Source organism: Streptococcus dentiloxodontae (genome assembly GCF_053206925.1).
Window position 1 is genome coordinate 14,802 of the sequence record NZ_JBRUHR010000001.1, and the last position, 26,351, is coordinate 41,152.

Here is a 26,351-nt window from a genome sequence, read left to right on the forward strand (position 1 = left end):
GAGTTAAGATGAAAATTAATAAAAAGCACTTACTTTATATTGCACTGACCTTTGCGCTTTGCTTTGCAATCTATACATACTGGGAAACAGGAGCCAATTACCTTTCAATCATCTATAAAGCCAGTCTGCCCTTTATCACGGGTGCTGCCATTGCTTTTGTGGTTAATATTCTTATGTCTGCCTATGAACGTTTGATAAGCCGTTTTATCAAGCTGTCCTTTATTTTGAAAATTAAGCGGGGCATTGCCATGCTTTTGTCTTACCTGACTTTTGTTGTTCTGCTGGTCTGGATTGTTTCTATCGTTTTGCCGGATTTGATTGAAAGTATCAATACCCTGCTGAAAGACAATCGATCAGCGGTCAGCAATCTGATTAATGTGCTCAATGACAATGAGACGATTCAGAAATGGATACAGCAGCTAGGGGGCTCTAAACAGATTTCAAACACCATTAATTCTTACAGTTCGCAGATTTTATCTCAAGTCATGTCTGCTTTGACCAGTGTTTTGACCTCATTGACAAGTTTACCTTCAACGATTATCAATCTTTTTATCAGCCTTGTTTTTTCTGCCTATGTCCTAGCTGGCAAGGAAAAACTGGCTTATCAGGCCAATCAGCTTATTGATACTTATATGGGGAAATTTGGCAAGACTTTCCGTTATGTTGTTGAAATTCTGAATCATCGTTTTCATTCATTCTTTGTCTTTCAGACGGTGGAAGCCTGTATTTTGGGGAGTCTCTGTTTTATTGGCATGGTGATTTTCAAGCTGCCTTATGCGGGCACCATTTCAATTCTCGTTAGTTTTACAGCTATGATTCCGGTTGTCGGAGCTTATATCGGACTTGTTATTGGAGCGATTCTGATTATGACGCAGTCTGTTAATCAAGCCATTTTCTTTGTTATCTATCTGATTGTCTTGCAGCAGTTTGAAGGTAATCTGATTTACCCTAGAGTTGTTGGCGGCTCTATCGGTCTTCCCGGTATGTGGGTGCTCTTAGCGATTGCAGTGGGCTCTGCTTTGGGCGGTATCCTTGGAATGATTTTAGCAGTTCCAACAGCTGCAACTATTTATCAAATCATTAAAGATAATGTTGCTAAGCGTCAAGCGGCAAAAGAAGTAAGTCAGGGAGACTAGAGCTCTCTGACTTTTCTTTTGGAAGAGAGCAGGTCTTTGAGATGATAAGCGGTTTTTAGTCCTTTGTCATAAGATAGTATCAGAATGACCAAGGATAAGCCTAGTTAGGTCCTTGTAATTTTGCTATACTATCAGTATCAATACTCTAATGAAAGGAAGGAGAATAGGATAAAAATTGCTGTTCTGGCGTTTTGCAGCTCCATACGGCATGGCAAGAAGCTGCTGGAATTGATTTTTATTTTTGTACTTATCTCTGTAAAACAAGTGCTATGACTTATACATTTCCAAAAGATTTCTTATGGGGCGGCGCAACAGCTGCCAATCAATTTGAAGGGGCTTATAATCTGGACGGAAAAGGCTTGTCTGTTCAAGATGTAACGCCTAAAGGCGGTATGCCTGCTAAAGCGGGTGACCTCAATCCTCTCATTACTGACCAGCCAACTGCTGATAATCTCAAGCTGGAAGGTATTGATTTTTACCACCGCTACAAAGAAGACATCGCCCTCTTTGCAGAAATGGGTTTCAAAGTTTTCCGTCTTTCCATTGCTTGGACCCGTATTTTTCCAAATGGTGATGAAGCGGAGCCAAATGAAGCAGGGCTTGCTTTTTACGACAAAGTTTTTGATGAACTGGCAAAATATGGCATTGAACCCTTGGTGACGCTGTCGCATTACGAAACACCATTGCATCTAGCTCGCAAATACAACGGCTGGGCTAACCGTGATTTAATTGGATTTTATGAAAATTATGTCCGTACGGTTTTCACGCGCTACAAGGATAAGGTTAAGTACTGGCTGACTTTTAACGAAGTAAATTCTGTCTTGCACGCTCCTTTTATGTCAGGCGGTATTGCAACACCTGTTGAGGAATTAACGAATCAAGATTTATACCAAGCAGTGCATCATGAATTGGTAGCATCAGCATTGGCTACCAAAATCGGTCACGAAATCAATCCAAATTTTAAAATAGGCTGTATGGTACTGGCCATGCCTGCTTATGCCATGACTTCTAATCCTTTGGATCAATTGGCAGCGCATGATTTTGAAAATCAAAATTACCTCTTTAGCGATATTCATGCACGCGGGAAATACCCAAATTATATCAAACGTTTCTTTAAAGAAAATAATATCGAAATCACATTCGCACCGGGTGATGACGAAATCCTGAAAAATACGGTTGATTTTATCTCCTTCTCATACTATATGAGTGTGGCAGCAGCGCATAATCCTGAAGATTACACGTCTGGACGCGGCAATGTCCTTGGCGGTATTGAAAATCCATACCTTGAAAAATCAGAATGGGGATGGGCGATTGACCCTGTCGGTCTGCGTTTGGTGCTGAATGATTTCTACGACCGTTACCAATTACCGCTCTTCATTGTGGAAAATGGTTTGGGTGCCAAAGATGTTCTTGTGGATGGTCCTGATGGTCCAACCGTTGAAGACAGTTATCGGATTGATTACCTCCAAAAGCATTTGGTGCAAGTAGGGGAAGCACTTCAAGATGGTGTTGAACTTTGGGGCTACACGACTTGGGGTCCGATTGATCTTGTATCGGCTTCAACAGCTGAACTCAGCAAGCGTTACGGTTTCATTTATGTTGACCGTAATGATGATGGTACAGGAACATTGGCACGTTACAAGAAGCAATCCTTTAACTGGTATAAGGAAGTTATTGCCACAAATGGCCAAGCCCTTTATAAATAAGAATAAAAGCACTGATAATTTAGCTTTATCGGTGCTTTTTGTTAAGATACATTGTCTTTCCTAATAATTACGGAAAAAGTTGCTATTTTAAAAATGTAACCGTTTGCTAAAATGAAATAGAAAAACAAGGAGGTAGAAGTATGTCTAAATTACCTAAAAATTTTCTTTGGGGCGGTGCGGTCGCTGCCCATCAGTTAGAGGGCGGCTGGCAAGAAGGTGGTAAGGGCATTTCTGTTGCGGATGTCATGACTGCTGGCCGACACGGAGTTGCACGTGAAATTACAGCTGGCGTTCTTGAAGGAAAATATTATCCCAATCATGAAGCCATTGATTTTTATCATCATTATAAAGAAGACATTGCCCTTTTTGCTGAAATGGGCTTCAAGTGCTTTCGGACGTCAATTGCTTGGACGCGTATCTTTCCTAAAGGAGATGAGGCAGAACCTAATGAAGCAGGGCTGCAGTTCTACGATGATTTATTTGATGAATGTCTGAAATATGGTATCGAACCTGTCGTGACCTTATCGCATTTTGAATTGCCTTATCATCTGGTGACCGAATACGGCGGTTTTACCAACCGCAAGGTCATTGATTTCTTTGTGCGTTTTGCTGAAGTTTGCTTCCGTCGCTACAAAGACAAGGTCAAGTATTGGATGACCTTTAATGAAATCAACAACCAAGCCAATTATCAGGAAGATTTTGCGCCTTTTACTAATTCCGGAATTGTTTACAAAAAGGGAGATGATCGCGAAGCAATTATGTATCAGGCTGCTCACTATGAATTGGTAGCTTCTGCGCGTGCCGTTAAAATTGGTCATGAGATTAACCCTGATCTCCAAATCGGCTGTATGATTGCTATGTGCCCTATTTATCCTGCTACTTGTAAACCTGCCGATGTTCTCATGGCTCAGAAAGCTATGCAGAAACGTTATTATTTTGCTGATGTCCATGTGCATGGTTTTTACCCAAATCATATTTTCAAGTATTGGGAACGCAAGGGCATTCAAATCGACTTTACAGAAGAAGACCGTAACGATTTGTTAACTGGAACAGTTGACTATATTGGCTTTTCATATTACATGTCCTTTGCTATTGATTCGCATCGGGGAAATAATCCTTATTTTGACTATCTTGAAACAGAAGACTTGGTAAAAAATCCTTATGTAAAGGCTTCTGACTGGGATTGGCAAATTGATCCGCAAGGCTTGCGCTATGCCCTTAATTGGTTTACTGATAGATATCATTTGCCGCTTTTCATCGTTGAAAATGGCTTTGGAGCCATTGACCAAGTGGAAGCTGATGGTATGGTTCACGACGATTATCGGATTGATTATTTGGGTGCTCACATCAAGGAAATGATTAAGGCCGTTGATGAGGATGGTGTTGATCTTATGGGCTATACACCTTGGGGCTGTATTGATCTTGTATCCGCAGGAACAGGTGAAATGCGTAAGCGCTATGGCTTTATCTATGTTGATAAAGATGATGATGGTCAGGGTTCTTATAAGCGTTCACCTAAGTTGTCCTTTGATTGGTATAAAAAGGTCATTGCTTCCAATGGCGAAATCCTTTAATTGACTGATGACCATTACAAGCTTTTAATCTCTTAGCTTGTAGTGGTTTTCTCTATACTCATTTTATCTTAGGAAAATATCACAAAAATTGACAGCGGTTTCAAAAAGATTTATAATTATCGCATAAAAGTTAAAATACTCATAGAAAATGTGATATGAGTGCTTCATAGGATTTTTAAAAAGGAAATTTTTATCATGTTAAATTGGATATTAGCTATTATTTTTACAGTCGTCTTTATGACGATAGTTGCTAAAATTATCCTTTATTTTCGGAAGAAAATGCTACCGACTTATAAGATTGAAGGAGATGTATACAATAATTACTTTATCGGCTTTAGCGGAGTAGATGTGCCCAATCTTCGTCAAAATGGTGCTATCATGGCTGAGCTTATTCTCAAGTACGAAACTCCAAACGGCTTTGTGGTTTCTTCCAAATTAAGTGATGGCAAATTAAAGAATTTGCTAATGAGTCAGTATCAATTGAACACGAATCAGGTTCAGGTCACTCATGGATATCTCTTTGTTTGAAATTTCAGACTGAGTTGGTTGCTACGGTTTGAAGAAAACAGATACTTTCGTTTTTTAAAAGCTCAATACTGCAGAGCTTTATTCTAAAAATTTAATGGCAAGGCAGCGGAAAAAGTTTTCCGTTGCCTTTTTTGCCGTATTGAGTTAAAGATTTCCGTTTTACTGCGGAAAATTTCCGTATTCACATTATGTAAGCGTTTTACTATAATAAGAGTGTAACTAAAAAACAAAGGAGAATACATTATGGCTAAACAAGCTTTGATTATCTGTGCAGGCGGTATGTCATCATCAATGATTGCCAAAAAAACAATGACCTTTCTTCAAGAACAAGGAGAAGATATTGAAATGGATGCAGTTGGTGTTCCAGAAGGACAAAAACGCATTGAAGCAGATAACTATGACCTCTACCTCGTTAGTCCGCAAACAAAAATGAATTTTAAACAGTTGGCCGATGCTGCGGCTAAGCAAAATAAACCAATTGTTCAAATTCCACCGCAAGCCTATGTTCCAATTCCAATGGGAATCGAAAAAATGGCTAAGTTGGTTAAAGAAAATATTTAGCTAAATAAACGATATGATATAGTATGTTCTGGATAGATCATCTGGGAGGTTTTCTGTGTTAAATAAAAAAGAAAAACGAATTGTACAAATTCTAATGGCAAAAAAAGATAAATTTGTCACAAGTCGTGAATTAGCAGCACAGCTGAATTGTTCGGATAGAACTATCAGAACGTACTACAAATCACTGCTTGAAGAGTTAAAAGATTATACTGGTGTTGCGATTATTTCAAAGCAAGGACATGGTTATAAGCTTGTTGTATCCGACGAAGATAGGCTAAGAGACTTGTTAAGTGACAATAACATCGCAGATAAACAGCTTAATTATATTACTCCGCTGGATAATATTGACAGGCACAGCTACCTTTTAAATAAACTCTTGTTTGAACAAAATAAAATTTATTTTGACGATTTAGCTGATGAATTATATGTCAGCCGTTCAACTTTATCCAGTGATTTCAGAAAAATTCGCAAAGAATTTGCTCCCTATCATTTAAAAGTCGAAAGTAAAGCAAATAGAGGTGTTTACGTTACAGGGAGTGAACGAGACAAGAGACGTTTTATCATGGACTATTTTGTCACCTCTGGCTTTATTCACACTATCCATAGCTATGTTGAAAGTGAATTTTTAAACTCAACAATTTCTTTTGAGGAATTGACTATTATTGTTTTGGATGAATGCCGTGAAGGAAATCTGAAACTTTCTGACTTTGTGATTCAAAATTTGGTGGTTCATATCGCTTTAGCTATTCGGCGTATTGCTGAGGGATTTCAAATTACCAAAGTGACAGATACTATTAATCTGAATCAATCTCACGAACGTGAGGTTGCCAGAAAGATTCTTGAGCGTGTGTCTTTGTCAACGAAGATTGATTTTCCGGTTGAAGAGATTGACTATATCACTTTGCATCTCCTGTCCAAGGGACATGGCGGCAGTGATTTGATTTCAGAACGCTTTATTGATGGAATCAGAACAGAATTATTGCAGGCAATTGAGCTGCTTGCTCCTGAATTTGGAAAAGATTTCCAGCTGACAGAAGGTTTGGTGGCCCATTTATCAACTTTATTAATTCGTTTGGAGAGTCGTATTATCCTTGAAAATCCAATGACAGATGATATTGTACAGAATTACAAAGAGATGTATCATTTAGCAGAAAAGGTCATGTCTCATCTGTCTGCTTTTAGCAGTTTTTATTTATCACAAGATGAAATCGCCTACATTGCTTTGCATTTTATGGCTGCTCAGGAGCGTTATAAAGAACAGAACAAATATAATATTTTGGTCATCTGCGCTACAGGTTACGGTAGTGCCCAGATGTTAAAAAGCCGTATTGAAAATGAATTAGGCAATTTGGTTCATATTGTTGATGTTATTGGTTATTACGATATTAGCGATGATAAGTTAAAAGGGATTGATTTCATTGTGTCGTCAATTGACCTTTCAAATCTTATTTTTACAGTTCCAGTAGTTACCGTCTCTGTTTTTTTGACAGATGAAGAATTAAAAACCATAAAGAATAAACTCATCCATCTAAATAAGTGTCAAAAACAAGTTTTACTGGGAGAACCTAAGAATAAAAATACCAAAGGAAGCAGCGAAGAAAATTTTAATCATTATTTTTCTGAAAATGCTTTTTTGTTGCTGTCAACAGGAAGCAAAGAAGTGGTTCTTCAACAGCTGGTCCACAGCATCTCAGCTGAAGAAAATCAGGAATTTGAAAAGAGGATGCTCCAGTTAATTGAACAAAGAGAAGCGATGAGTTCTGTAGTTTTCAGTGACACAATTGCTGTTCCTCATCCTATCAAAGCGATAGGAAACAACCATCATATAGCTGTAGCCATTATCAAGAATGGTCTCTATTGGAATCAGAAATTTCCAGCTATTAAACTGGTATTTCTAACTTCAATGTCTATTTATGAAAATGACGGTTTGCCAGACTTAGCATCTGCCATTGTCGACTTGGTTGACCAGTCAGATTTACAGCATGCTATGATAGCCTGTCAGTCTTTTGACCAATTTAGAGAGTTATTTTTAAACATAAAAGAAAGGTAGATAAAGTTATGGATACAGAAGAATTACAGCTTGCGGCCTTTGAGATTATATTAAATTCAGGAAATGCACGCTCTATTGTTCATGAGGCGTTTGATGCTATGCGTCAGGGCGATTATGATTTGGCTGATGAAAAACTTGCAGCTTCAAATGAAGAAATGCTCAAGGCACATCAAGCCCAGACAGATTTGCTACAGCAATACGCTGGTGGTACCGAAATTAAGATTGAAATCATCATGGTTCATGCTCAGGATCACCTGATGACAACTATGACCCTTCGCGAAGTGGCACTGGAAATGCTTGAATTGTATAAAAAATTGTAGCGGTTATGAGACAAGGAAATAAGCAGATGAAAGCTAAAAACAAGAGACGACGTTTGATAGAAATGCAGCCAGATGAAAAGCTGAAGCGGGAAATGACATGGAAGAATAATCTCTTTAATCGTTATTTGCTGTTTAGATACTCATTGGCCTTGTTTTTCTTTGCCAATATCTATTGGATAATGATTGCTATGTATAAAGCAACTGCCTATCTTATTTTGCCTTTAGTTTTGCTGATACTGACTGTTATGGCCAGTGCTGAGCAGCTTAGACTTTATGGTAAAAAAGAAGCTGTTTTGAAGTGGACTAAGCGGGCATTTCAAGCTCAGGGTCTTGCTAATATAGCGGCTGTTTTTATCAGTTTAGTGCCCAGTCAATTTTCACTGGTCTTTCCGGTATTTGAAAATAATCTTGCTGGAAAAGGTTTTGTGATTATGTTGCAGCTATTGGCTATCATCATTGTTTTAATCAATTTAAATTACGCCAAACATGTTGAGGAAAACAGTGACAAATTTTATTATCGTTTTCAAAAAAATTTTGGAAAAACATTTTAATTTTTAATGGGGAGGTTCGTTATGGACGAACAAAAAGGTTTCTTTGGTCTCTTAGAGAAGTATCTCATGGGGTCGATGGGTATTATCGCACAATATAAAGTTGTGCGTGCCATCACAGCTGCTGGTATGGCTGCTGTACCATTTACAATTGTCGGTTCAATGTTTTTGGTTTTCAGTATTTTACCGCAGGCATTTTCATTCTGGCCAATTGTAGCAGATGTATTTTCAGCTTCATTTGATAAATTCACCGATCTTTATATGGTTGCCAACTATGCTACAATGGGTTCTTTATCTCTTTATTTTGTCATTTCCATGGCCTATGAATTGACAAAAATTTATGCAGATGAAGAAGAATTGGATTTGAATCCTCTTAATGGTGCCATGCTTGCACTCTTTGCTTTTATCATGACAGTTCCTCAAATTGCTTTTAAAGATGGTGTAATGACAGCAGTAATCAGCTTGAAAAAAGATGCGGTAATAGCTGATGGCTGGGCTATGGCTGATGGTGTCACTCGCTTTGGCACAACAGGTATCTTTACAGCTATCATTATTGCCGTTGTAACCGTTCTACTTTACCGTATGTGCGTAAAACATAACTGGATTATCAAAATGCCAGATTCTGTTCCAGAAGGCGTTTCAAGAGGGTTCAGCGCTTTGATTCCAGGTTTTGTTGTAGCTTTTACCATTATTATCCTTAATGGTATCTTGGTTGCTTTAGGAACGGATATTTTCGAAGTCATTTCGATTCCGTTCTCATTTGTTGGTAATTTAACCAATACTTGGATTGGTATTGTGATTATCTATCTTTTAACGCAGGCTCTTTGGATTGTTGGGATTCACGGTGCAAATATTATCTTCGCCTTTGTTAATCCTATTGCTTTGGCCAATATGGCTACCAATGCATCTGAAGGAACACGTTATATTGTTGCCGGCGAATGGTCCAATATGTTTGTTATCGCTGGTGGTTCTGGTGCAACCTTAGGTCTTTGTATTTGGTGTGCTTTCCGAGCACGTTCTGCACAGTTAAGTGCTATTGGTAAAGCATCAGTAATTCCTGCCATTTTCAATATCAATGAACCTTTGATTTTCGGTTTGCCTATCATTTACAATCCAGCGCTTGCTATTCCTTTCATGACTGCTCCAATTGTATCAGCGTCCATTTATTATGCTGTCATGAAATTGAACCTTATCCATGCTGTTATAGGGCAAGTTCCTTGGCCAACGCCAGTGGGTATCGGTGCTTTTCTAGGAACTACGGATCTAAAAGCCATTCCAGTTGCTTTGCTTTGTACCGTTGCAGCATTTCTAGTTTATTGGCCATTTATCCGTCATTATGACAGAAAGCTCCTCAAAGAAGAAGGCATGGAAGCTTAACAATTCTTAAGAAGTCAAGAAATACCTTGGCTTCTTTTTATTTTATAAAGAGTTCACTGAAGATACCAGCAAACAGCTTTATGATAAACAGTTCGAGTGTCTTTGCATTACAAACAGTGAAGGATAATGGGATGACAGAATTAGAAAAAACTAGAAGCCGGTCCGCCTTATGATTTTACCGATTTAGAGGTTAATAATCGAAACCTGCATGCTGTAGTTGGCTGATAAAAGCTAAATACTATCGGTATTTTGAAAGAAGATCAGCAGCTGAAAGCTATAAAAAGCTTTTTGGTTCGTTGGGTAAAAATCCCAATGTCTTGTTGATATTCAACTGTAATTATGGGAAAAATATCCATGCTGAAGATGATTTTATTATTAACTATAATAGAATTATTCTTGATATTGCAGCAGTGTCCATTGGCAGCCATGTCATGCTTGAATCTAATAGGTTATCACTATGATGGGACCCCCTGACTCCCAAGAGGCCGCGTCAGCATTTGGGGCTTATAAGCAATGATGCCTGGAATGGTAGGAACTGCACCATACTGCCTAGTGTGACTATTGGCAATCATGCTGTTGTCGTAACTGGTGCGGTCGTTACTAAAGCTATTCCTGATAATTGCCTAGTCGGCGGCATTCCGGCTAAAGTAATCAAGACTATTGAAAATGACATTATCTAATGCTGGCAAAAGAATTATCTTTTAATGCTGCCTCTTTTATTTTTTTACAAGAAATAAACAGCAGCAGTTGTGTAAAAATTAAAAAGGAGACACTAATTGCTTTAATTTATATAGCATCATTTTACTGATGCAAAATAATAACGAAATCCTCAGTTTTGTTTGAGGATTTTTAGTATAATAAGATAAGTTAAATGCTGATAGTTAATCATTAAAAAGGAGTAGCGATTTATGTCTGTTGGCTTAGTTCTTGAAGGCGGCGGTATGCGTGGCTTGTATACAGAAGGTGTACTAGATACCTTTTTACAGGCTGGTATTAAGGCTGATGGTATCGTTGCAGTCTCTTCGGGTGCTTTGTTTGGTGTTAATTTTCTCTCAAAACAGCCCAAGCGCGGTCTTAATTACAATAAACGTTTTATTAAAGATAAGCGTTTCATTGGCTTGCGTTCTTGGTTAAAAACAGGCAATGTGGTCAATAAAGAGTTTGCCTATTATGAAGTTCCGCTTTATTTGGACGTTTTCGATCAGGAGACCTACGCAGCTTCTGGAGTTCCTTTTTATGTGACCGTAACAAATCTAAAGACTGGTAAGCCTGAATATCATCTTATTGACAATGTTTTTGAGCAAATGGAGTGGTTTCGTGCGAGTTCAGCTCTGCCATTAGCATCTAAGATCGTAGAAATTGACGGAGAAAAATATCTGGATGGCGGTCTGTCAGACAGCATTCCTGTTGATTTTGCCAGAAGTCTTGGTTTCGACAAGCTGATTGTGATTTTGACACGGCCTGATGGCTATCGTAAAAAGCCGTCAAACGGACGTCTTTATAAAGCTTTTTATGGTAAATATCCCAATTTTGTAGCAGTTGCTTCCAAACGAGCAGAGCACTATAATGCAAGCTTGGATAAAATCGAAAGTGCAGAATCAAACGGTCAGTTATATGTTATTCGCCCCAGTCAGCCTCTAAACATTGGGCGTTTGGAAAAAGATGCTTCTAAGTTTGACGAGATTTATCAGTTAGGATTGACCGATACAGCAAATAGATTATCCGATTTGCAAGTTTACCTAAATAATAATTAATCAAAACACCTCATCTTTAATTCATAAAAGGCGAGGTGTTTTTGTTTAATCTATAGCGGCTGGATAAAAACCTAACTTGTTAAATCGGTACCATTCATCTATAGACGCAGGATCTTTTATGCTTAAAAGCAGCATAATTTCTTTGGCAAATTCCAAAGCAGCGGTGCCGTTTGCCGTAATTATTCCCTTATCTCTAACAGCCTGTTTTTCCAGATAAAACTTCTCTCCTTGATAATGGGGAGCAGCTTGCTTCATAAAGGCCAAGGTATTTCCGGTATGCTGTACTTGATCAAGATAGCCATTTTCTGCAAGAAAATTAGTTGCTGCGCAAATGGCCGCCACCGGAATTTGGTGACTAACAGCAAAATCAACAACTGGAAGAATTTCTGCATTTTTTCCTTCTAGCCAGCTGTTTCCGCCAGGAATGATCAGGAGACAAAAGTCTTTAGGATAATCTGACAAGCTATAGTCTGGTAAAACACGAAAGCCTCCCATGGACTGCTTAGGACTTTTATTGATACTGATTGTTTTGATTTGAAAAGATGTTAATTGATTATTCAGTTCAGAGCAGATAAAAACAGGTTCCCAGTCTGCATAGTCATCAAAAATATAAACAAGAATTTCATTTGTCATGTTAATACCTCCATAAATAAGGATACAAGAAAAAAGATGACACCTGTCTGTCATCTTTTATAAGATTTTTGAATTTCAGATAAAGTCTCCTTCACCATAGCGCGAAGTTTAGCAGGAGCAGCAACCTTGAGTTTGTCAGGCATTTGTAGTACAAAATCGTGAGCAAAAGACAGACTATCTGTATAAAATGTGATATGTAAATCTGATGGATCGAGTGATAGAAGCGAAGCATCAAGCACTCTGGTGAGATCAAAAGCATGCTGTGGCTTGTATTCTAAGACAACCTTAAAGCCATTTTCAATAGGAGAAAGCGAAAAGTGCTCTTTTTCGTAATCTTCATCAAATGTCAGAGGTGGATAGGCCGAAAGCGGAATAAATGTCTCTTTAAGGCAAACAAGCGTAATTATTCGTTTCAATTTAAAGAGGCGGAAATTTTTTCTTTTTCGGCAAAAAGCATACAGATACCAGTCAGAATCTTTAAAGACCAGCTGGTAAGGCTCTATTATCCGTTGAGAAAAACCTGATTTTGAAATGTAGTCCAATTTGAGACAAGTTTTTGATTCAAGAGCTCCTTGAAGGGTTTTTAGTTTTTGATGAGTGATATTATCAGAAAACCAAGATGAGAATTGCAGCTGATATTCCATCTGTGAAGCAAAATCTGCCTGATTAGGTAAGAGTTTAGCTATTAAAGCTGTTAGCGATGGCTGTTTATTAACGCTTTGTAATGCCATTAGAGCACTGTAGAGATGTTGACTGTCCTTACGTGATAGAATGTGTTTATCAATCTTATAATTATCCATTAAAGAAAGACCGCCATCTCGACCAAAATAGGAAATAATAGGAATTCCCGCTTGGTTGAGGCTGTCTAAATCTCTGTAAATGGTGCGTTTAGAAACTTCAAATCGTTGGGCCAGTTCCGCAGCAGTCACCTTTTCTTTCTCAGAAAGAATCCCCAGAATAGCTAAGAGCCTGTCTAGTTTCATTTTCAATCCCTATCGTTTATTTTGGGTGTTATTTGGTGGTAAATCAGATACCAGTCTTCATTTCGACGCCAGATACTGGTGTGAAGATTATCATCCAGCTGATAGCTGATCAGCTTAGTTTTTTGGCTGATAGATTCCATTTTAAAATGGCTGAAGTTGCTAAGGCTGTGCTTATTGCGCTGGATAACTTCCTGCCGTGTCAGCTGACTTCCGTCCGCATCAACCATATAGAATTGTTCAGCTAGATACTTATCGTAATCCGGAATTTTTGCTAGGATAATCTTTTCTTGTTTCGTTAATTTGCGCAGCACATTGCCAAAAATTTCATCTTCGGGAATGGCAGCAGGTTCAACATGGACATCAGTGTCATAAACTGAAAAACGCTCGCTGAGCAACTTTTCAATTTGTTCCGTCACTTCATGGCTTTCGTAAACAGATAGGTCAGGATTCATCTCAACCACAATATCCAGATAAATATTACTGCCATAAGAACGCCCGCGCTGCTTTTTAACAGCTGTTATTTTGGGAATTTCTAGAATAGCTTTTTCATACTTTTTGAGCTGTTTATCATCAAAACCATCTGACAGGGAGAAGGTGGCTTCCATAAAAATATCATAGGCTGTTTTTAAAATGAAATAGGTAATAATCACCGCTACCAATTGGTCAATGATAGTTAAATTAAAACTAGAAGCAATGATGGCAACAGAAGTACCAAGAGAAGTAACAGCATCAGACAGATTATCTTTAGCAGCTGCAACCAGAGCAGAAGATTTAACTTTCTTGGATAAGCGTTTATTGTAAAGATAGACGCCGTACATGACCATAGCTGAAATAACACCAACAATCGCACCCAGCGGATCAATTTCCGTTGTGCTGCCTTTGATAATTTTTTCGATAGTTTGAATGAGTACCTGAAAACCCACAGTAAACATAATAAATGAAGTAATTAAACTGGACAGATCTTCAATTTTCCAATGGCCAAATTTGTGATCTTCATCTGCTGGCTGACTGGCGAGATGCAGCCCGATTAGGAGTGCAACATTTCCAACAATGTCAGATAAGTTATTAAAGCCGTCAGCAGTCAGAGAAGAAGAATTCATCACTTGACCGGTAACCAATTTAGCGAGCGTTAAGAGGCTATATGCGATAATGGAAAGAATAGGACCGCGTTTAGCCAATTTTAGTTGATTTTCTGGCGATGACATGATTTTCTCCTTGTGAATGACGATTGGTTTATTATAGCACAATTGAAGATGTTGGAAAAGCCAGCTATAATGAACTTGGATAAGCTTTTGCAGTCTTTTTTGATATAATTATTAGGAAAATACTAAATTTTTCAATTAGATTAAATTGAAAATAAGCTATTTATAAGATTTCTATAACGTGTTATAATAATCAGATAGTTATATTTAGGAGTTAAATGTTTATGAAAAAGAAACCTTTAGTTACGTCTGCTTTGTCAGCTTTGTTAATCTCAACAGCTATTTTGGCGCAAGCCGCTTATGCTGATGAAAGGGATGACTCTGCTGTTATTTCTGAAACACAGCAGGAGCAAGTCGCTGAAGCATCAGCAGTATCAGAAAGTTCAGAAGCAGTACTTACCGCAGAAAAATCAACATATGAGCCATCCGGCGACAATACAGCAAGCTCTGAGGTCGAAACCGCCTCCAGCACTGCTGTAAATAGCCAGGAAATAAATTCTGAAGCCATTACGGTAAATTCAGAGATCGCAAGCAGTTCAGAAACAGCAAAAGAGACTTCTGGTTCAGAGTCTGCTTCTGATAGTGATACGGTAACTATTTTACATACCAATGATATGCATGGACGTATTGTTGAGGGGACAGATGTAATTGGTACGGCAAAATTAGCCGCTATTGCTGCTGAAGCACGCAAAAATGGTAGCACCTTGGTTTTTGATTCAGGGGATGCTTTCCAAGGACTGCCTATTTCTAATTCTTCCAAGGGCGAAGATATGGCGACTATTATGAACGCCATTGGCTATGATGCTATGACAATTGGCAACCATGAATTTGATTTCGGGCTGAATCAACTGGTTAATCTGTCAGAACAACTGACTTTCCCGCTTCTGACCTCAAATGTTTATGTCAATGGTGCCAGATTATTTCAAGCATCAACCGTTATTGACAAGGACAAAAACATTGAAGGCGATGAAGTGGTTGTCATTGGTGTTACAACCCCTGAAACAGCAACCAAAACCCATCCTTCCAATGTTGTAGGTGTTAGTTTTACCGATCCTATAACTGAAGTTGAAACGGTCATTTCACAAATCGAAGCTCAGGCGCGTGCAGAAAACAAAACCTACAAGACCTATATTATCCTTGCCCATCTCGGTGTTGATAACACAACAAAAACAGAATGGCAGGGAACAACCTTGGCACAGGCACTTTCAAAATATGAACCTCTGGCTGGCAAAAAGGTTATCGTTCTTGATGGACATTCTCACACAGTGCTGACAGCTACGTATGGCAATGTTACTTACAATCAAACAGGGAGCTATCTCAATAATGTTGGCAAAGTGACACTTAATTCAGATCGTATTCTCTCGCAGGGCGTGATCAATACAAAGGAGGGACAGGCTTATGAAGCTGATCCAAATATTCTAAAACTTGTATCCAATATTCAGGCCAAATATAAAGCTGAGAGTTCAACTGTTGTCATTGATAATAGTCCAGTAGAATTAAATGGCGAACGCACTAATGTTCGCGTTCGTGAGACTAACCTTGGAAATGCTGTCGCTGATGCTCTTTTCAAGTATGGACAAACAGGCTTTACTCATAAATCTAACCTAGCTGTAACCAATGGCGGCGGTCTGCGCGAGACGATTGCCAAGAACAAACCAGTTACTAAGGGTGATATTATTGCTGTTTTACCGTTTGGCAACACTGTAACCCAAATCCAAGTAACTGGCCAAAATATCTATGACATGTTTGTCAAATCGCTAGGTTCTATCACGCAAGTAGACAGTCAAGCTAAAGCGATATTAGATCAAGAGGGTCTGCCGCTTTTAGAGCCTAGCGGTGGATTTCTCCAAGTTTCTGGAGTCAAAGTTTACTATGACACGACTCTGGAAGCTGCAAAGCGCGTTCTAGGTATTCAGATTTGGGATACAGAAAGTGAATCCTTTAAAGATTTGGATCTTAAGGCCACCTATTATTTGACAACCAATGACTTTTTAGCAGCGGGCGGAGATGGTTTTACTATGTTGGGCGGTTCGCGTGAAGAAGGTCCGTCAATGGATGCTGTTTTTGCAGACTATCTTGTTTCTGCAGATTTAAATCAATATGAGATTATTAATCCTAACTCGCGCTTGATTGCCATTTCTGCTGCAAATTACAGCCATTTTAATGCTATTAATAAGAATGGCAGAGCAGACCAGTTATCATTTGATCTGATTCCTGCAGATTCAGAAATAGTTGCAATCCCAGTTGCTTATCATACTGATACTGAAAATACAGGAATTACTGCCGCAGCTAATACAAATGGTACTTTTGAGCTTCCATCTGCTGAATCAGTTGTTAAATCTGTCCTTTCTGATAATGCCAATATCTCTTCTATTGAGATTGCTTTGGGTAAATCATCCCCAAATACTTCTAAATCAAAAGCAGGTAAATCAGATGCCCATCAAACAGATACGAAAACTGAAGCTTCCAATGTTAGTTCCAACACCTTCGTCCAAATTATTTTGGCGGTTATTGCTGGACTTGTTTTGATTGCAGTGGGACTTTTAGGTATTAGAGGCCATCGAAAATCATAAAAATATTTACAGAAAAAAGCTTGAGAAAAATTCAAGCTTTTTGTATTATCTCCTTTTATTACTATGAGTTTTACGATATTGGCTGGGCGTCATATTATAGTAGCGTTTGAACTGGCGATTGAAATTGGATAGATTGTTAAATCCTACATCAGTCGCAATTTCCAGAATGGGTTTAATCGTATTTTGAAGCTCTTCACAGGCTGCGTTTAGACGAGCTTGAATGATAAACTCCGTACAGGAGGTTCCTGTATGCTGTTTAAAAACAGTCATGAAATGTGTTTTGCTGTATCCCATCAGCTCTGCTAATTTATCAATAGAAAGAACTTCAGCATAGTGCTTGTGAATGTAATCAATTAATTCACGAATGCGTTCATTTTTTCGGTAAAGATCGTCAGTCAGTTTGCGTTCAACCTTATGATGGTAGTAGAGAAGATAGAGGAAATCAAAGAGTTTTGATTTTAGCAAAAGCTCAAAATGCCGCCCCTGATTTCGGATCAGTTTAAAAATCTCCATAAGACTGTTTTTAATATCTTTGTAGCCCTCATCACCTGGCTGAATCCGCTGAACAAATTTATAGTTGGAATTTTGCAGGGGTTGTAAATAGCGAAGGCTTGTTTGATCAATAGTAGATTGCCCCAACATATCTAAGTGAAATAAAAGTGTATCAGTGTGATGAGGCTCTTTACCAAGCGGGTGCACTGAATGCATACCATTAGGACGAATGAGATAGATATCACCAGCTGTGCTATCAAAATAATCATAATCAATATGATAACGAGCAGTTCCTTCGTAAACATATTGCACTTCCATCTCAGGATGCCAATGAAAGAGAATATCAGGCCGTCCTTGTTCAACCTTTATTTCATCCAATTTAAAAGGGAGAAGCGCATTGTCAAAATTAATTTCGTGTTTAAATTCTTGATCACTAAGGTAGTAAGTCATGACAATTACTTTCTAATTCAGAGAATAATATCATAATAGCAGAAATACAAGTAAATTTCACACCAAAATCTTAATATAGTACCGTTTGTAATTTTATATAAACTAAATGTAATAAAACAGTAATCTTTTTGTTGCATTTTTAAAATAAAAAAGGTAAAATAAAATTGTAAATAGGAAAACGTATTCATTTGTTTTTTCAATCTTTTTACGAATAAAAGAGATAGAAGTAAAGAATGAAAGAAGGTATCTTATGAAAAAGATTCAAAAAAGTTTATTAGTGAGTGCCGGTATTTTAGCGAGTGTGTCAGCTGCTCAGTCTGTTAAAGCTGACGAAGTAACGACCTCGGTTCCAGACACAGGAAAAGACTATCGTCAAGATAATTCAAAGACAGTTATTACTATTTCAGAAAAAAACGATAAAGCTGCGTGTTCTGCTGCTGATAATCAAGGTCAAATTGAGACAGTCAATGACACAGTGTCAGTCGAATCAAACTCTGAAACCACTGCTCAGTCCGAAGATGTTCAAGCAAAAATAGTAACGGTTTCTGCAGAAAAAAAGGCTGATAGTTTATCAGAAACAGTGAGTGAAACAAGTTCTGTATCAACCGATAATTCCGCTCTTTCTGAAACTGATAACCAATCAGAAAGCTCCGAAGCCTTGGCAACAAGCGAAAATGCAGGAGTTCAATCTGCAGAGAGTCAAGTTGCAGCAACTGATTCAGAAAAATCAGATACAGCTGCTAACTCTGGTTCAGCTTCTGATCAAGCAAGCCCAAAGGCAACTGCGGAGACAGCAGAAGCAGATAAAGCTGAAGCAAAAGATATTATTAGTAAATCTGATGAAACTACTGTGACGATTTCCAAAATTGATAAGGCTGCTGGTACCTTTACGGTAACTGCTGATGGCGGAGAAAACAAGGACCTAGAACACTTGGATGTTGCCATTTGGTCTCAGGATAATGATCAGGATGATATTATCTGGTATAGAACTTCACAGATTGATAGTGATAACCGTGCAAGCGTTAATTTTGATGTTAATAATCATGGCGGACTTGGCGGCGACTATATTGTCCATGTTTATGCTACTTACTTAGACGGCTCAAAAGTTGGTATTAATGCGGGTAAAGTTACTATTGATAATCCCATCCCAACCGTCACAGTTGAAGGCGGAGCTATTGTTATTGAATATAGCCGCAGAGCTCCAAAAGGAAGCAGTTATGGTACCGCTGTATGGTCTAATCGCAATGGCCAAGATGATCTTGTTTGGTATACCGTTCCTGAAAATGGCAGACTTAGTGTTGCTTTGGCTGAACATCGTAATACAGGAACTTACAATGTTCACACTTATCTTTATACTAAAGAAAAAACCATTGGACTTAATGCAACAACTATCAATGTAGAAAGTATTACAGCTCCTAAAGTTGAATTGGTTGATAATCATATTAATGTTAAATTCAGTCATGGGGCTACCCAAAATACAGCGCTTCAAGTAGCCATCTGGTCTGATAAAAATGGTCAAGATGATCTTAAATGGTATGACGTCTCTAAAGATGGTCAACTGAGCCTTGAACTGCCAGAAGATGCTGATTACGGAGACTATCAAGTTCATGCCTATCAAGTTATTCGCGGAAATATGAAAGGTATTTCAGCGACTTCTGTTAAATATGCAGAGCCAACTCCTGCAACAGCTACGATTACCGAAAAGAGTGAAGGCAGCTACCTTGTGAGCATCAAGGATGTCCCTGATAAATATGTTAAGGTGACTGTTCCTGTATGGTCTCAACAAGGTGACCAAGATGACATTATCTGGTACGATGCCACCAAGGAAAAAGATGGCAGCTACAGTGTCGTTATCAAAACAGCTGATCATCATTTTAATACTGGTGTTTACAATATTCATGTTTATGGTCAAAGTAAATCTGGTAAATTAACAGGACTAATCGCTACAGAAGTGGAAGTAGCTGGTACTCGTGAAGTCATTAATGCTAATCCTGAGGCAGGAAGTTTTGATGTGGTCATCTCTGCTTATGACGGTGCTAAAACCTTATCATCAGTAGCAGTAGCTGTCTGGTCAGAAGATGATCAATCGAATATTTATTGGTACAAAGATGATACGATTGATGCAAATGGTAATTTTAAAATATCTGCTGATGTAACAAAACATGGCAATAAAACTGGTATTTATCATATCCATGCCTATGTAACAGACAAAGAAGGCCATGTTTCAGGATATGTGCTTGATAATCAAAAACTCATAGCACAATCCACATCAGCTAACGCTCAAAAAGATACAAATACCAATCAAACACCGGCTCATAAACCTAGTAATTCGGCTAAAAAAGCAGATATTAAGCTCAGCAATTATTTCAATAGCAGTTTGAACTCGGATCAAAAAGCTAGTCTTGACTATGGTGAGCCTTCGGGTAAAGCGATTACTACTGGCTATATTAATAACGGTTATACAAAAGGTTATGACACATGGTATGTATTCAATCGTGTTACTGAAACCGGCGGTGTTATGACCAACGGCTTAGGAGCAGCTGGACAATGGGCAAGTAATGCCAGTGCTAATGGCTATAAGACCGGAGCTGCTGCTAAAGCAGGTGCTATTGTTCAGTTTGGTGCAGGTGTTGCAGGTGCAAGCTCAGCTGGCCATGTAGCCTTTGTAGAACACGTTAATTCAGACGGCAGCATTTTAATCTCAGAAATGTGTAATAAAAACCAGTTCAACTATCGCACGGTTACTCCTCAAGCAGGTATGACTTTCATTTATGCTTAAAAAATAAGATAAGGTCACCGTCTCACAAAGAATAATTAATAAGCTCTTCTAAAATATCAATATCCATTATTATTGAACTGTGCAGGGGAAATTCTAGGTTAGCTAAAGTCATTTGGCTACCTCACGTTTACTGGACGTTTTGAGTCTCAACCATTGCCTTATGATGTTAAAGCGAACTCCAATTAAAGAGGCTGGACTTTAAACTGCACCCCAATCGCTAGATTTATTGTCTAACTTTTTGGGGTCAGTACACTTTTGTCCAACCTCTTTTTGCTGTATCGATAAGTTTTAATTATAAATCTGCTGTTATTTGAATGAAAACAGTCTTTCAATCAGACTGTTTTTTTTTGCTGTTTTGCTTCCAGTTTTAGGGTGAAAAATGGTTTTCAGAATCATACTGTAACTATTTCCCTAGGCAGAACTGGCTAAAGAGCTGGGTGATGAGTTCATCTGGTGCAGCGTCGCCGGTGATTTCGCCCAGAATTTCCCAGCAGCGAGTCATATCAACCTGAAGTAAATCAACCGGCATTCCCATTTCGAGGCCGTCATTGACAGCTTTGAGACTTTCAAGTGCCTGTTCAATCAGAGAAATATGACGGGCATTGGAGAGATAAGTCGCATCCTTTTCCACGATGCCGGCATTGTCAAAGAAAATCCGGTTAATACGCTCCTCAATTTGGTCAATATTTTGATTTTTGAGTACAGAGATCCGAATGCTGTCTTCCGGCAGCTCATCTGTTTCGATTTCTTCTGGAAGATCTGTTTTATTGAGCAGTACAATCCGGTTGCTGTTTCTGCTGATGTCAAGCAGGCTGCGATCCTGATCGGTCAGGGGTTGGGCAGCATTCAGCACCAGAAGAACCAGATCGGCTTCTTCCAAAGCCTTCTGAGAGCGTTCAACACCAATCTTTTCAACCAGATCATCTGTTTCGCGAATACCAGCTGTATCAATCAGTTTAAGCGGCACCCCTTTGATATTGACATACTCTTCAATGACATCTCGGGTAGTTCCCTCAATATCGGTCACAATGGCCTTGTCTTCCCGCAGGAGATTGTTGAGGAGACTGGATTTGCCGACATTTGGCCGGCCGATAATAGCAGTAGCCAGCCCCTCACGGAGAATTTTACCCCGCTGGGCAGTGGCCAGCAGGTTTTCCAGTAAAGTCTGAAATTCCTGTGTCTTTTCCCGTATAAGCGCCGTGGTCATCTCTTCAACATCATCGTATTCAGGGTAGTCAATATTTACTTCGACCTGCGCCAGTGTATTTAGAATTTCCTGACGGGTATTGTTGATGAGGGCAGAAAGAGAACCGTCCAGCTGCTGAACAGCGACAGCCATAGCTTTGTCGGTCTTGGCACGAATCAAATCCATGACAGCCTCCGCCTGAGTCAAATCAACCCGGCCGTTGAGAAAGGCCCGCTTGGTAAACTCGCCGGGCTCTGCCATTCTCGCGCCTGCGCGAATAACTAACTGTAAAATTTCATTGGTAACAGCTACACCGCCGTGAGTGTTAATCTCAACCACATCTTCCCGCGTAAAGGTCTTAGGCGAGCGCATAACGGAGACCATCACTTCATCAATGATTTCACCCTTTTCGGTAATATGGCCGTAATTGATAGTGTGAGAAGGCACTTGAGTTAAATCTTTGCCTTTGAAAATCTTTTGGGCAATAGGCAGCGCTTCTGTCCCAGACAGACGAACGATACCGATAGCACCTTCTCCAAGCGGTGTTGCAATAGCAGCAATAGTGTCAAATTCTTTGGTAATCATAAATCTATTTTAAGGAAAATAGGAATAGAAAGCAAGGTTTTGGTATCTTAACTAGGTTTTTTGTATTAGAAAATGTGGGTGATTTCTAATCGTAGCAAATCTTGGCATTATTTGGTAAGCTCTGTTAGAATAAACTAGGATCAAATCAAGGTCGGTTTTACGACTGTGTTTTAAATGGAAAGGAAATGATCTATGGAAACATATGACCTAATTGTAATTGGTTTTGGGAAAGCTGGAAAAACACTTGCAGCCAACATGGCCAAGCTCGGTAAAAAAGTTGCTCTTATTGAAAAGGATGCTTCTATGTATGGCGGTACTTGCATCAATATCGGCTGTATTCCAACGAAGGCTTTGATTACTATGGCTGAAAGCCATCATACATTTGCAGAAGCTATGAAGCATAAAGATACTGTTGTGACGCGTCTTCGTGGGAAAAATGAAGCTGTGCTGGAAGCTTCTGGTGTAAAGCTCTACAATGCTAAAGCACGCTTTGTAAGCAATAAAGTGATTGAAGTTTCAGCTGGTGATGAAACAGAGCAGCTGACAGCAGAAACAATCGTAATCAACACGGGTACGGTTTCAAATGTCTTTCCAATCCCTGGTTTGTTAGACAGTAAAAATGTTTATGATTCAACTGGTATTCAAGGGCTCGCTGAACAGCCTAAGCGTTTGGGGATTATCGGAGGCGGTAATATCGGTCTTGAATTTGCCAGCCTATACGCTGGTTTAAATTCTGAAGTGACTGTATTTGAAGCGGCACCAGCCATTTTGGGACGTTTTGAAGAGTCTGCAGCAAAACTAGCACAATCTTACTTGGAAGAAGATGGCGTCAGCTTTGTTCTGGGAGCCAAGGTTGAAAAAATCTCCAATGCGAAAGAAGCGGTTATTGTCACAGCTAATGGCCAAGACTACACTTTTGATGCAGTCATGTATGCCATGGGCCGTAAGCCAGCTACAGAGGGGCTTGGGCTTGAAAATACAGAGATTAACTTAACTGATCGCGGTGCTGTTCAAGTTGATAATTATTTAGAAACAACTGTTCCTGGTGTTTATGCAGCAGGTGATGTCGCTGGAGGTTTGCAGTTCACTTACACTTCTTTGGATGATTTCCGTATTATTTTTGCTAAATTAACAGGTAGTAGTGATTACAGCCTTGATCAGCGCCTTAATGTTCCGAATTCAACTTTTATTGAGCCGCCTTTGTCACAGGTCGGTTTGACGGAAAAAGAAGCTCAGGCAGCTGGCCTTCCTTACAAAGCTAATGAATTAGCGGTAGCCAACATGCCACGTGCTCATGTTAATGGCGATTTGCGTGGACTTTATAAAGTGATTATTAATACCGAGACATCTGAAATTATCGGTGCAACTCTTTTTGGGAGTGATTCACACGAGATTATTAATCTCATCAAAATGGCTATGGACAATCATATTCCATACACCTACATCAAAAATCAAGTATTTACCCATCCAACCATGGCTGAAAATTTAAATGATGTCTTTAATTTTTAAAAATAACAAGAGCTGGTACTAACTGGCTCTTGTTTATTTTAGGCTCTGCTATTTTTCCAAAAAAGTGGTAAAATAATAAAGCTTATTTTTAAAATGGAGAAAAAAATGAATCCTTTACTAAATGGAATGAATGATAAACAAGCACAAGCTGTGCAGACAACGGAAGGTCCGCTTTTAATCATGGCCGGTGCTGGATCGGGTAAGACTCGTGTTTTAACTCATCGCATTGCTTATTTGATTGATGAAAAATTTGTCAACCCTTGGAATATTTTAGCTATTACCTTTACAAATAAAGCTGCACGCGAAATGAAGGAGCGTGCTTTTGCTCTCAATCCCGCAACTCAAGAGACTTTAATTGCGACCTTTCACAGTATGTGTGTGCGGATTTTGCGCCGTGAAGCGGATCACATTGGTTACAACCGTAACTTTACCATTGTTGATCCTGGTGAGCAGCGCACGCTCATGAAACGGATTATGAAACAGCTCAACCTTGATTCCAAGAAGTGGAATGAACGTGCTATATTGGGAACGATTTCTAATGCTAAAAACGATTTGCTTGATGAAGTAGCTTATGAAAATAGGGCAGGGGATATGTATACGCAAGTTGTTGCTAAATGCTATAAGGCTTATCAAAGTGAACTGCGTCAATCCGAAGCCATGGACTTTGATGATTTGATCATGCTGACGCTTCGTTTGTTTGACAAAAATCCTGATGTTCTGGCCTACTATCAGCAACGTTATCAGTACATTCATGTTGATGAATATCAAGATACCAATCACGCTCAATATCAGTTGGTTAAACTCTTAGCGTCGCGTTTTAAAAATATCTGTGTTGTCGGAGATGCGGATCAATCTATTTATGGTTGGCGTGGTGCTGACATGCAAAATATTCTTGACTTTGAAAAGGATTATCCTGATGCCAAGGTCGTTTTATTAGAAGAAAACTACCGTTCGACCAAGAAAATCTTACAGGCGGCTAATGATGTCATCAAGAACAACCGCAATCGTCGTGATAAGAAGCTCTGGACACAAAATGCTGATGGCGAGCAAATCGTTTACTATCGCGCAAATGACGAGCGAGATGAGGCTGTTTTTGTCGCCTCGACCATTGACAATATTGTCCGTGAAATGGGTAAAAAATTTAAAGATTTTGCTGTTCTCTATCGGACAAATGCACAATCGCGGACGATTGAAGAAGCTCTGCTCAAGTCTAATATTCCTTATACCATGGTTGGTGGTACCAAGTTCTACAGCCGTAAAGAAATTCGTGATGTCATCGCTTATTTGAACGTTATTGCTAACACAGCCGATAATATTTCCTTTGAACGTATTGTCAATGAGCCTAAGCGGGGTGTCGGACCTGGTACGTTGGAAAAAATTCGGACTTTTGCCAACCTGCAGAATATGAGTCTGTTGGAGGCTTCAGAAAATATCTTCTTGTCTTCTATTAAAGGGAAAGCGGTGCAAGCTGTTTATGACTTGGCACAAGTCATTTTAAAGCTGCGTGACAGCTTGGATAAGCTGACGGTTACAGAAACTGTGGAGACTCTGCTTGATAAATCTGGCTATCTGGAAGCTTTAGAAATCCAAGGAACCTTGGAAAGCCAAGCACGGATTGAAAATATCGAAGAATTTCTGTCAGTAACCAAAAATTTTGATGATAATACTGAAGATGTTCCTGAAAACGAGACTGGTATTGAGAAATTAAGCCGTTTTCTCAATGATTTGGCTTTGATTGCTGATACAGATGATGCAGAAAGTGAAGCGGCCGAAGTGACTTTGATGACTTTGCATGCTGCTAAGGGACTTGAATTTCCCGTTGTCTTTTTGATTGGCATGGAAGAGGGGGTTTTCCCCTTATCACGTGCGGCCGAAGAGCCTGATGAGCTAGAAGAAGAACGTCGTTTGGCTTATGTAGGCATTACACGCGCTGAGGAAATCCTTTTTGTAACAAACGCCAATACACGGACACTTTTTGGTAAAACCAGTTATAACCGCCCGACACGTTTTCTGCGTGAAATCTCAGAGGAGCTGCTATCCTATCAAGGTTTGGCACGGCCAGTACAATCTTCTTTTGCGGTCAAATACAGCAAAGCCGATGATGTGCAATTTGGTAAAGGTATGAGCCTGCAGCAAGCACTTCAAGTTCGTAAAGCACAAGCACAGCCGCACACAAAAGCTGAGCCATTTTCAGCGGTTCAGCAGAATCAGTCACCTAGTGCAGGCAAGGCCGTTATTGGTTGGCAAATTGGTGACATTGCTCATCATAAAAAATGGGGAGACGGTACTGTCTTGGAAGTTTCAGGTAGTGGAAAGACACAGGAATTGAAAATTAAGTTTCCAGATGTAGGACTTAAAAAATTGTTGGCTAGTGTCGCACCCATTGAGAAAAAATAGAAATAAAA

General features: G+C 39.2%; 20 protein-coding genes. 15 read left to right on the forward strand and 5 right to left on the reverse strand.

Annotated elements, in window-relative coordinates; translation table 11 throughout:
- The first annotated feature begins 8 nt into the window (after positions 1 to 8).
- From ACVRZ8_RS00075 to ACVRZ8_RS00125, 11 genes are all read left to right on the forward strand, one after another.
- A complete protein-coding gene (locus ACVRZ8_RS00075) occupies positions 9 to 1,136 on the forward strand; it encodes an AI-2E family transporter (protein WP_447447188.1) in 1,128 nt (375 codons plus the stop codon).
- A 269-nt stretch (positions 1,137 to 1,405) separates the two neighbouring features.
- Positions 1,406 to 2,842 carry a glycoside hydrolase family 1 protein gene (locus ACVRZ8_RS00080; RefSeq protein ID WP_447447190.1) on the forward strand — a complete coding sequence of 479 codons (1,437 nt, stop codon included), beginning with the start codon at positions 1,406 to 1,408 and terminating at the stop codon, positions 2,840 to 2,842.
- Positions 2,843 to 2,982: 140 nt separating this feature from the next.
- Complete coding sequence (locus ACVRZ8_RS00085; protein WP_447447192.1) at positions 2,983 to 4,416, forward strand: 6-phospho-beta-glucosidase; 1,434 nt, start codon at positions 2,983 to 2,985, stop codon at positions 4,414 to 4,416.
- Positions 4,417 to 4,611: 195 nt separating this feature from the next.
- A complete protein-coding gene (locus ACVRZ8_RS00090; RefSeq protein WP_447447194.1) occupies positions 4,612 to 4,944 on the forward strand; it encodes a hypothetical protein in 333 nt (110 codons plus the stop codon).
- Between the two features lie 243 nt (positions 4,945 to 5,187).
- A complete protein-coding gene (locus ACVRZ8_RS00095; RefSeq protein ID WP_447447195.1) occupies positions 5,188 to 5,505 on the forward strand; it encodes a PTS cellobiose transporter subunit IIB in 318 nt (105 codons plus the stop codon).
- Between the two features lie 55 nt (positions 5,506 to 5,560).
- A complete protein-coding gene (locus tag ACVRZ8_RS00100) occupies positions 5,561 to 7,555 on the forward strand; it encodes a BglG family transcription antiterminator (RefSeq protein ID WP_447447197.1) in 1,995 nt (664 codons plus the stop codon).
- Between the two features lie 8 nt (positions 7,556 to 7,563).
- A complete protein-coding gene (locus ACVRZ8_RS00105) occupies positions 7,564 to 7,875 on the forward strand; it encodes a PTS cellobiose transporter subunit IIA (RefSeq protein ID WP_447447199.1) in 312 nt (103 codons plus the stop codon).
- A gap of 26 nt (positions 7,876 to 7,901) precedes the next feature.
- Positions 7,902 to 8,426 (forward strand): hypothetical protein, encoded by a 525-nt coding sequence (locus tag ACVRZ8_RS00110; protein ID WP_447447200.1) that lies wholly within the window; start codon positions 7,902 to 7,904, stop codon positions 8,424 to 8,426.
- A 21-nt stretch (positions 8,427 to 8,447) separates the two neighbouring features.
- Positions 8,448 to 9,800: a PTS cellobiose transporter subunit IIC gene (celB, locus tag ACVRZ8_RS00115; protein WP_447447202.1), complete on the forward strand. Its 1,353-nt coding sequence runs from the start codon at positions 8,448 to 8,450 to the stop codon at positions 9,798 to 9,800.
- A 554-nt stretch (positions 9,801 to 10,354) separates the two neighbouring features.
- Positions 10,355 to 10,480 carry a hypothetical protein gene (locus ACVRZ8_RS10790; protein WP_522732251.1) on the forward strand — a complete coding sequence of 42 codons (126 nt, stop codon included), beginning with the start codon at positions 10,355 to 10,357 and terminating at the stop codon, positions 10,478 to 10,480.
- Positions 10,481 to 10,708: 228 nt separating this feature from the next.
- Positions 10,709 to 11,554 carry a patatin-like phospholipase family protein gene (locus tag ACVRZ8_RS00125; protein WP_447447204.1) on the forward strand — a complete coding sequence of 282 codons (846 nt, stop codon included), beginning with the start codon at positions 10,709 to 10,711 and terminating at the stop codon, positions 11,552 to 11,554.
- Positions 11,555 to 11,599: 45 nt separating this feature from the next.
- Here the strand turns inward: ACVRZ8_RS00125 and ACVRZ8_RS00130 are convergent, their stop codons facing one another.
- From ACVRZ8_RS00130 to ACVRZ8_RS00140, 3 genes are read right to left on the reverse strand one after another with little or no spacing between them, the layout of a single operon-like run.
- Positions 11,600 to 12,187, reverse strand: coding sequence for a type 1 glutamine amidotransferase family protein (locus ACVRZ8_RS00130; RefSeq protein WP_447447205.1), 588 nt, complete (start codon positions 12,185 to 12,187; stop codon positions 11,600 to 11,602).
- Positions 12,188 to 12,237: 50 nt separating this feature from the next.
- Entirely contained in the window at positions 12,238 to 13,170 is a 933-nt protein-coding gene (locus ACVRZ8_RS00135) for a helix-turn-helix transcriptional regulator (RefSeq protein WP_447447206.1), read from the reverse strand.
- A 2-nt stretch (positions 13,171 to 13,172) separates the two neighbouring features.
- Positions 13,173 to 14,375 carry a cation diffusion facilitator family transporter gene (locus ACVRZ8_RS00140; protein WP_447447208.1) on the reverse strand — a complete coding sequence of 401 codons (1,203 nt, stop codon included), beginning with the start codon at positions 14,373 to 14,375 and terminating at the stop codon, positions 13,173 to 13,175.
- Positions 14,376 to 14,596: 221 nt separating this feature from the next.
- Between ACVRZ8_RS00140 and ACVRZ8_RS00145 the strand changes: the two genes are divergently transcribed.
- Positions 14,597 to 16,945, forward strand: coding sequence for a 5'-nucleotidase C-terminal domain-containing protein (locus ACVRZ8_RS00145; protein ID WP_447447209.1), 2,349 nt, complete (start codon positions 14,597 to 14,599; stop codon positions 16,943 to 16,945).
- 45 nt (positions 16,946 to 16,990) lie between these two features.
- On the opposite strand, the gene ACVRZ8_RS00150 is transcribed toward ACVRZ8_RS00145, so the two are convergent.
- Positions 16,991 to 17,887: a helix-turn-helix domain-containing protein gene (locus ACVRZ8_RS00150; RefSeq protein WP_447447210.1), complete on the reverse strand. Its 897-nt coding sequence runs from the start codon at positions 17,885 to 17,887 to the stop codon at positions 16,991 to 16,993.
- Between the two features lie 250 nt (positions 17,888 to 18,137).
- Here ACVRZ8_RS00150 and ACVRZ8_RS00155 point away from each other — a divergent pair, with 250 nt between their 5' ends.
- Positions 18,138 to 20,666, forward strand: coding sequence for a GBS Bsp-like repeat-containing protein (locus ACVRZ8_RS00155; protein WP_447447211.1), 2,529 nt, complete (start codon positions 18,138 to 18,140; stop codon positions 20,664 to 20,666).
- A gap of 403 nt (positions 20,667 to 21,069) precedes the next feature.
- Here ACVRZ8_RS00155 and mnmE read toward each other — a convergent pair whose 3' ends face one another.
- Complete coding sequence (mnmE, locus tag ACVRZ8_RS00160; protein ID WP_447447212.1) at positions 21,070 to 22,437, reverse strand: tRNA uridine-5-carboxymethylaminomethyl(34) synthesis GTPase MnmE; 1,368 nt, start codon at positions 22,435 to 22,437, stop codon at positions 21,070 to 21,072.
- Between the two features lie 192 nt (positions 22,438 to 22,629).
- Here mnmE and ACVRZ8_RS00165 point away from each other — a divergent pair, with 192 nt between their 5' ends.
- Together ACVRZ8_RS00165 and pcrA are read left to right on the forward strand one after the other, a co-directional pair.
- Positions 22,630 to 23,946 (forward strand): FAD-containing oxidoreductase, encoded by a 1,317-nt coding sequence (locus tag ACVRZ8_RS00165; RefSeq protein ID WP_447447214.1) that lies wholly within the window; start codon positions 22,630 to 22,632, stop codon positions 23,944 to 23,946.
- Between the two features lie 105 nt (positions 23,947 to 24,051).
- Complete coding sequence (gene pcrA, locus ACVRZ8_RS00170; RefSeq protein ID WP_447447216.1) at positions 24,052 to 26,343, forward strand: DNA helicase PcrA; 2,292 nt, start codon at positions 24,052 to 24,054, stop codon at positions 26,341 to 26,343.
- Positions 26,344 to 26,351: the final 8 nt, after the last annotated feature.

Excerpts from the sequence above, each read along its gene's own strand:
- ACVRZ8_RS00155 (WP_447447211.1), top strand. The coding sequence starts at position 18,138 with ATGAAAAAGATTCAAAAAAGTTTATTAGTGAGTGCCGGTATTTTAGCG.
- celB (WP_447447202.1), top strand. The coding sequence starts at position 8,448 with ATGGACGAACAAAAAGGTTTCTTTGGTCTCTTAGAGAAGTATCTCATG.
- ACVRZ8_RS00125 (WP_447447204.1), top strand. The coding sequence starts at position 10,709 with ATGTCTGTTGGCTTAGTTCTTGAAGGCGGCGGTATGCGTGGCTTGTAT.
- ACVRZ8_RS00075 (WP_447447188.1), top strand. The coding sequence starts at position 9 with ATGAAAATTAATAAAAAGCACTTACTTTATATTGCACTGACCTTTGCG.
- pcrA (WP_447447216.1), top strand. The coding sequence starts at position 24,052 with ATGAATCCTTTACTAAATGGAATGAATGATAAACAAGCACAAGCTGTG.
- ACVRZ8_RS00140 (WP_447447208.1), bottom strand. The coding sequence starts at position 14,375 with ATGTCATCGCCAGAAAATCAACTAAAATTGGCTAAACGCGGTCCTATT.
- ACVRZ8_RS00085 (WP_447447192.1), top strand. The coding sequence starts at position 2,983 with ATGTCTAAATTACCTAAAAATTTTCTTTGGGGCGGTGCGGTCGCTGCC.
- ACVRZ8_RS00150 (WP_447447210.1), bottom strand. The coding sequence starts at position 17,887 with ATGACTTACTACCTTAGTGATCAAGAATTTAAACACGAAATTAATTTT.
- ACVRZ8_RS00165 (WP_447447214.1), top strand. The coding sequence starts at position 22,630 with ATGGAAACATATGACCTAATTGTAATTGGTTTTGGGAAAGCTGGAAAA.
- ACVRZ8_RS00090 (WP_447447194.1), top strand. The coding sequence starts at position 4,612 with ATGTTAAATTGGATATTAGCTATTATTTTTACAGTCGTCTTTATGACG.
- ACVRZ8_RS00105 (WP_447447199.1), top strand. The coding sequence starts at position 7,564 with ATGGATACAGAAGAATTACAGCTTGCGGCCTTTGAGATTATATTAAAT.
- ACVRZ8_RS00130 (WP_447447205.1), bottom strand. The coding sequence starts at position 12,187 with ATGACAAATGAAATTCTTGTTTATATTTTTGATGACTATGCAGACTGG.
- mnmE (WP_447447212.1), bottom strand. The coding sequence starts at position 22,437 with ATGATTACCAAAGAATTTGACACTATTGCTGCTATTGCAACACCGCTT.
- ACVRZ8_RS00095 (WP_447447195.1), top strand. The coding sequence starts at position 5,188 with ATGGCTAAACAAGCTTTGATTATCTGTGCAGGCGGTATGTCATCATCA.
- ACVRZ8_RS00110 (WP_447447200.1), top strand. The coding sequence starts at position 7,902 with ATGAAAGCTAAAAACAAGAGACGACGTTTGATAGAAATGCAGCCAGAT.
- ACVRZ8_RS00080 (WP_447447190.1), top strand. The coding sequence starts at position 1,406 with ATGACTTATACATTTCCAAAAGATTTCTTATGGGGCGGCGCAACAGCT.
- ACVRZ8_RS00145 (WP_447447209.1), top strand. The coding sequence starts at position 14,597 with ATGAAAAAGAAACCTTTAGTTACGTCTGCTTTGTCAGCTTTGTTAATC.
- ACVRZ8_RS00135 (WP_447447206.1), bottom strand. The coding sequence starts at position 13,170 with ATGAAACTAGACAGGCTCTTAGCTATTCTGGGGATTCTTTCTGAGAAA.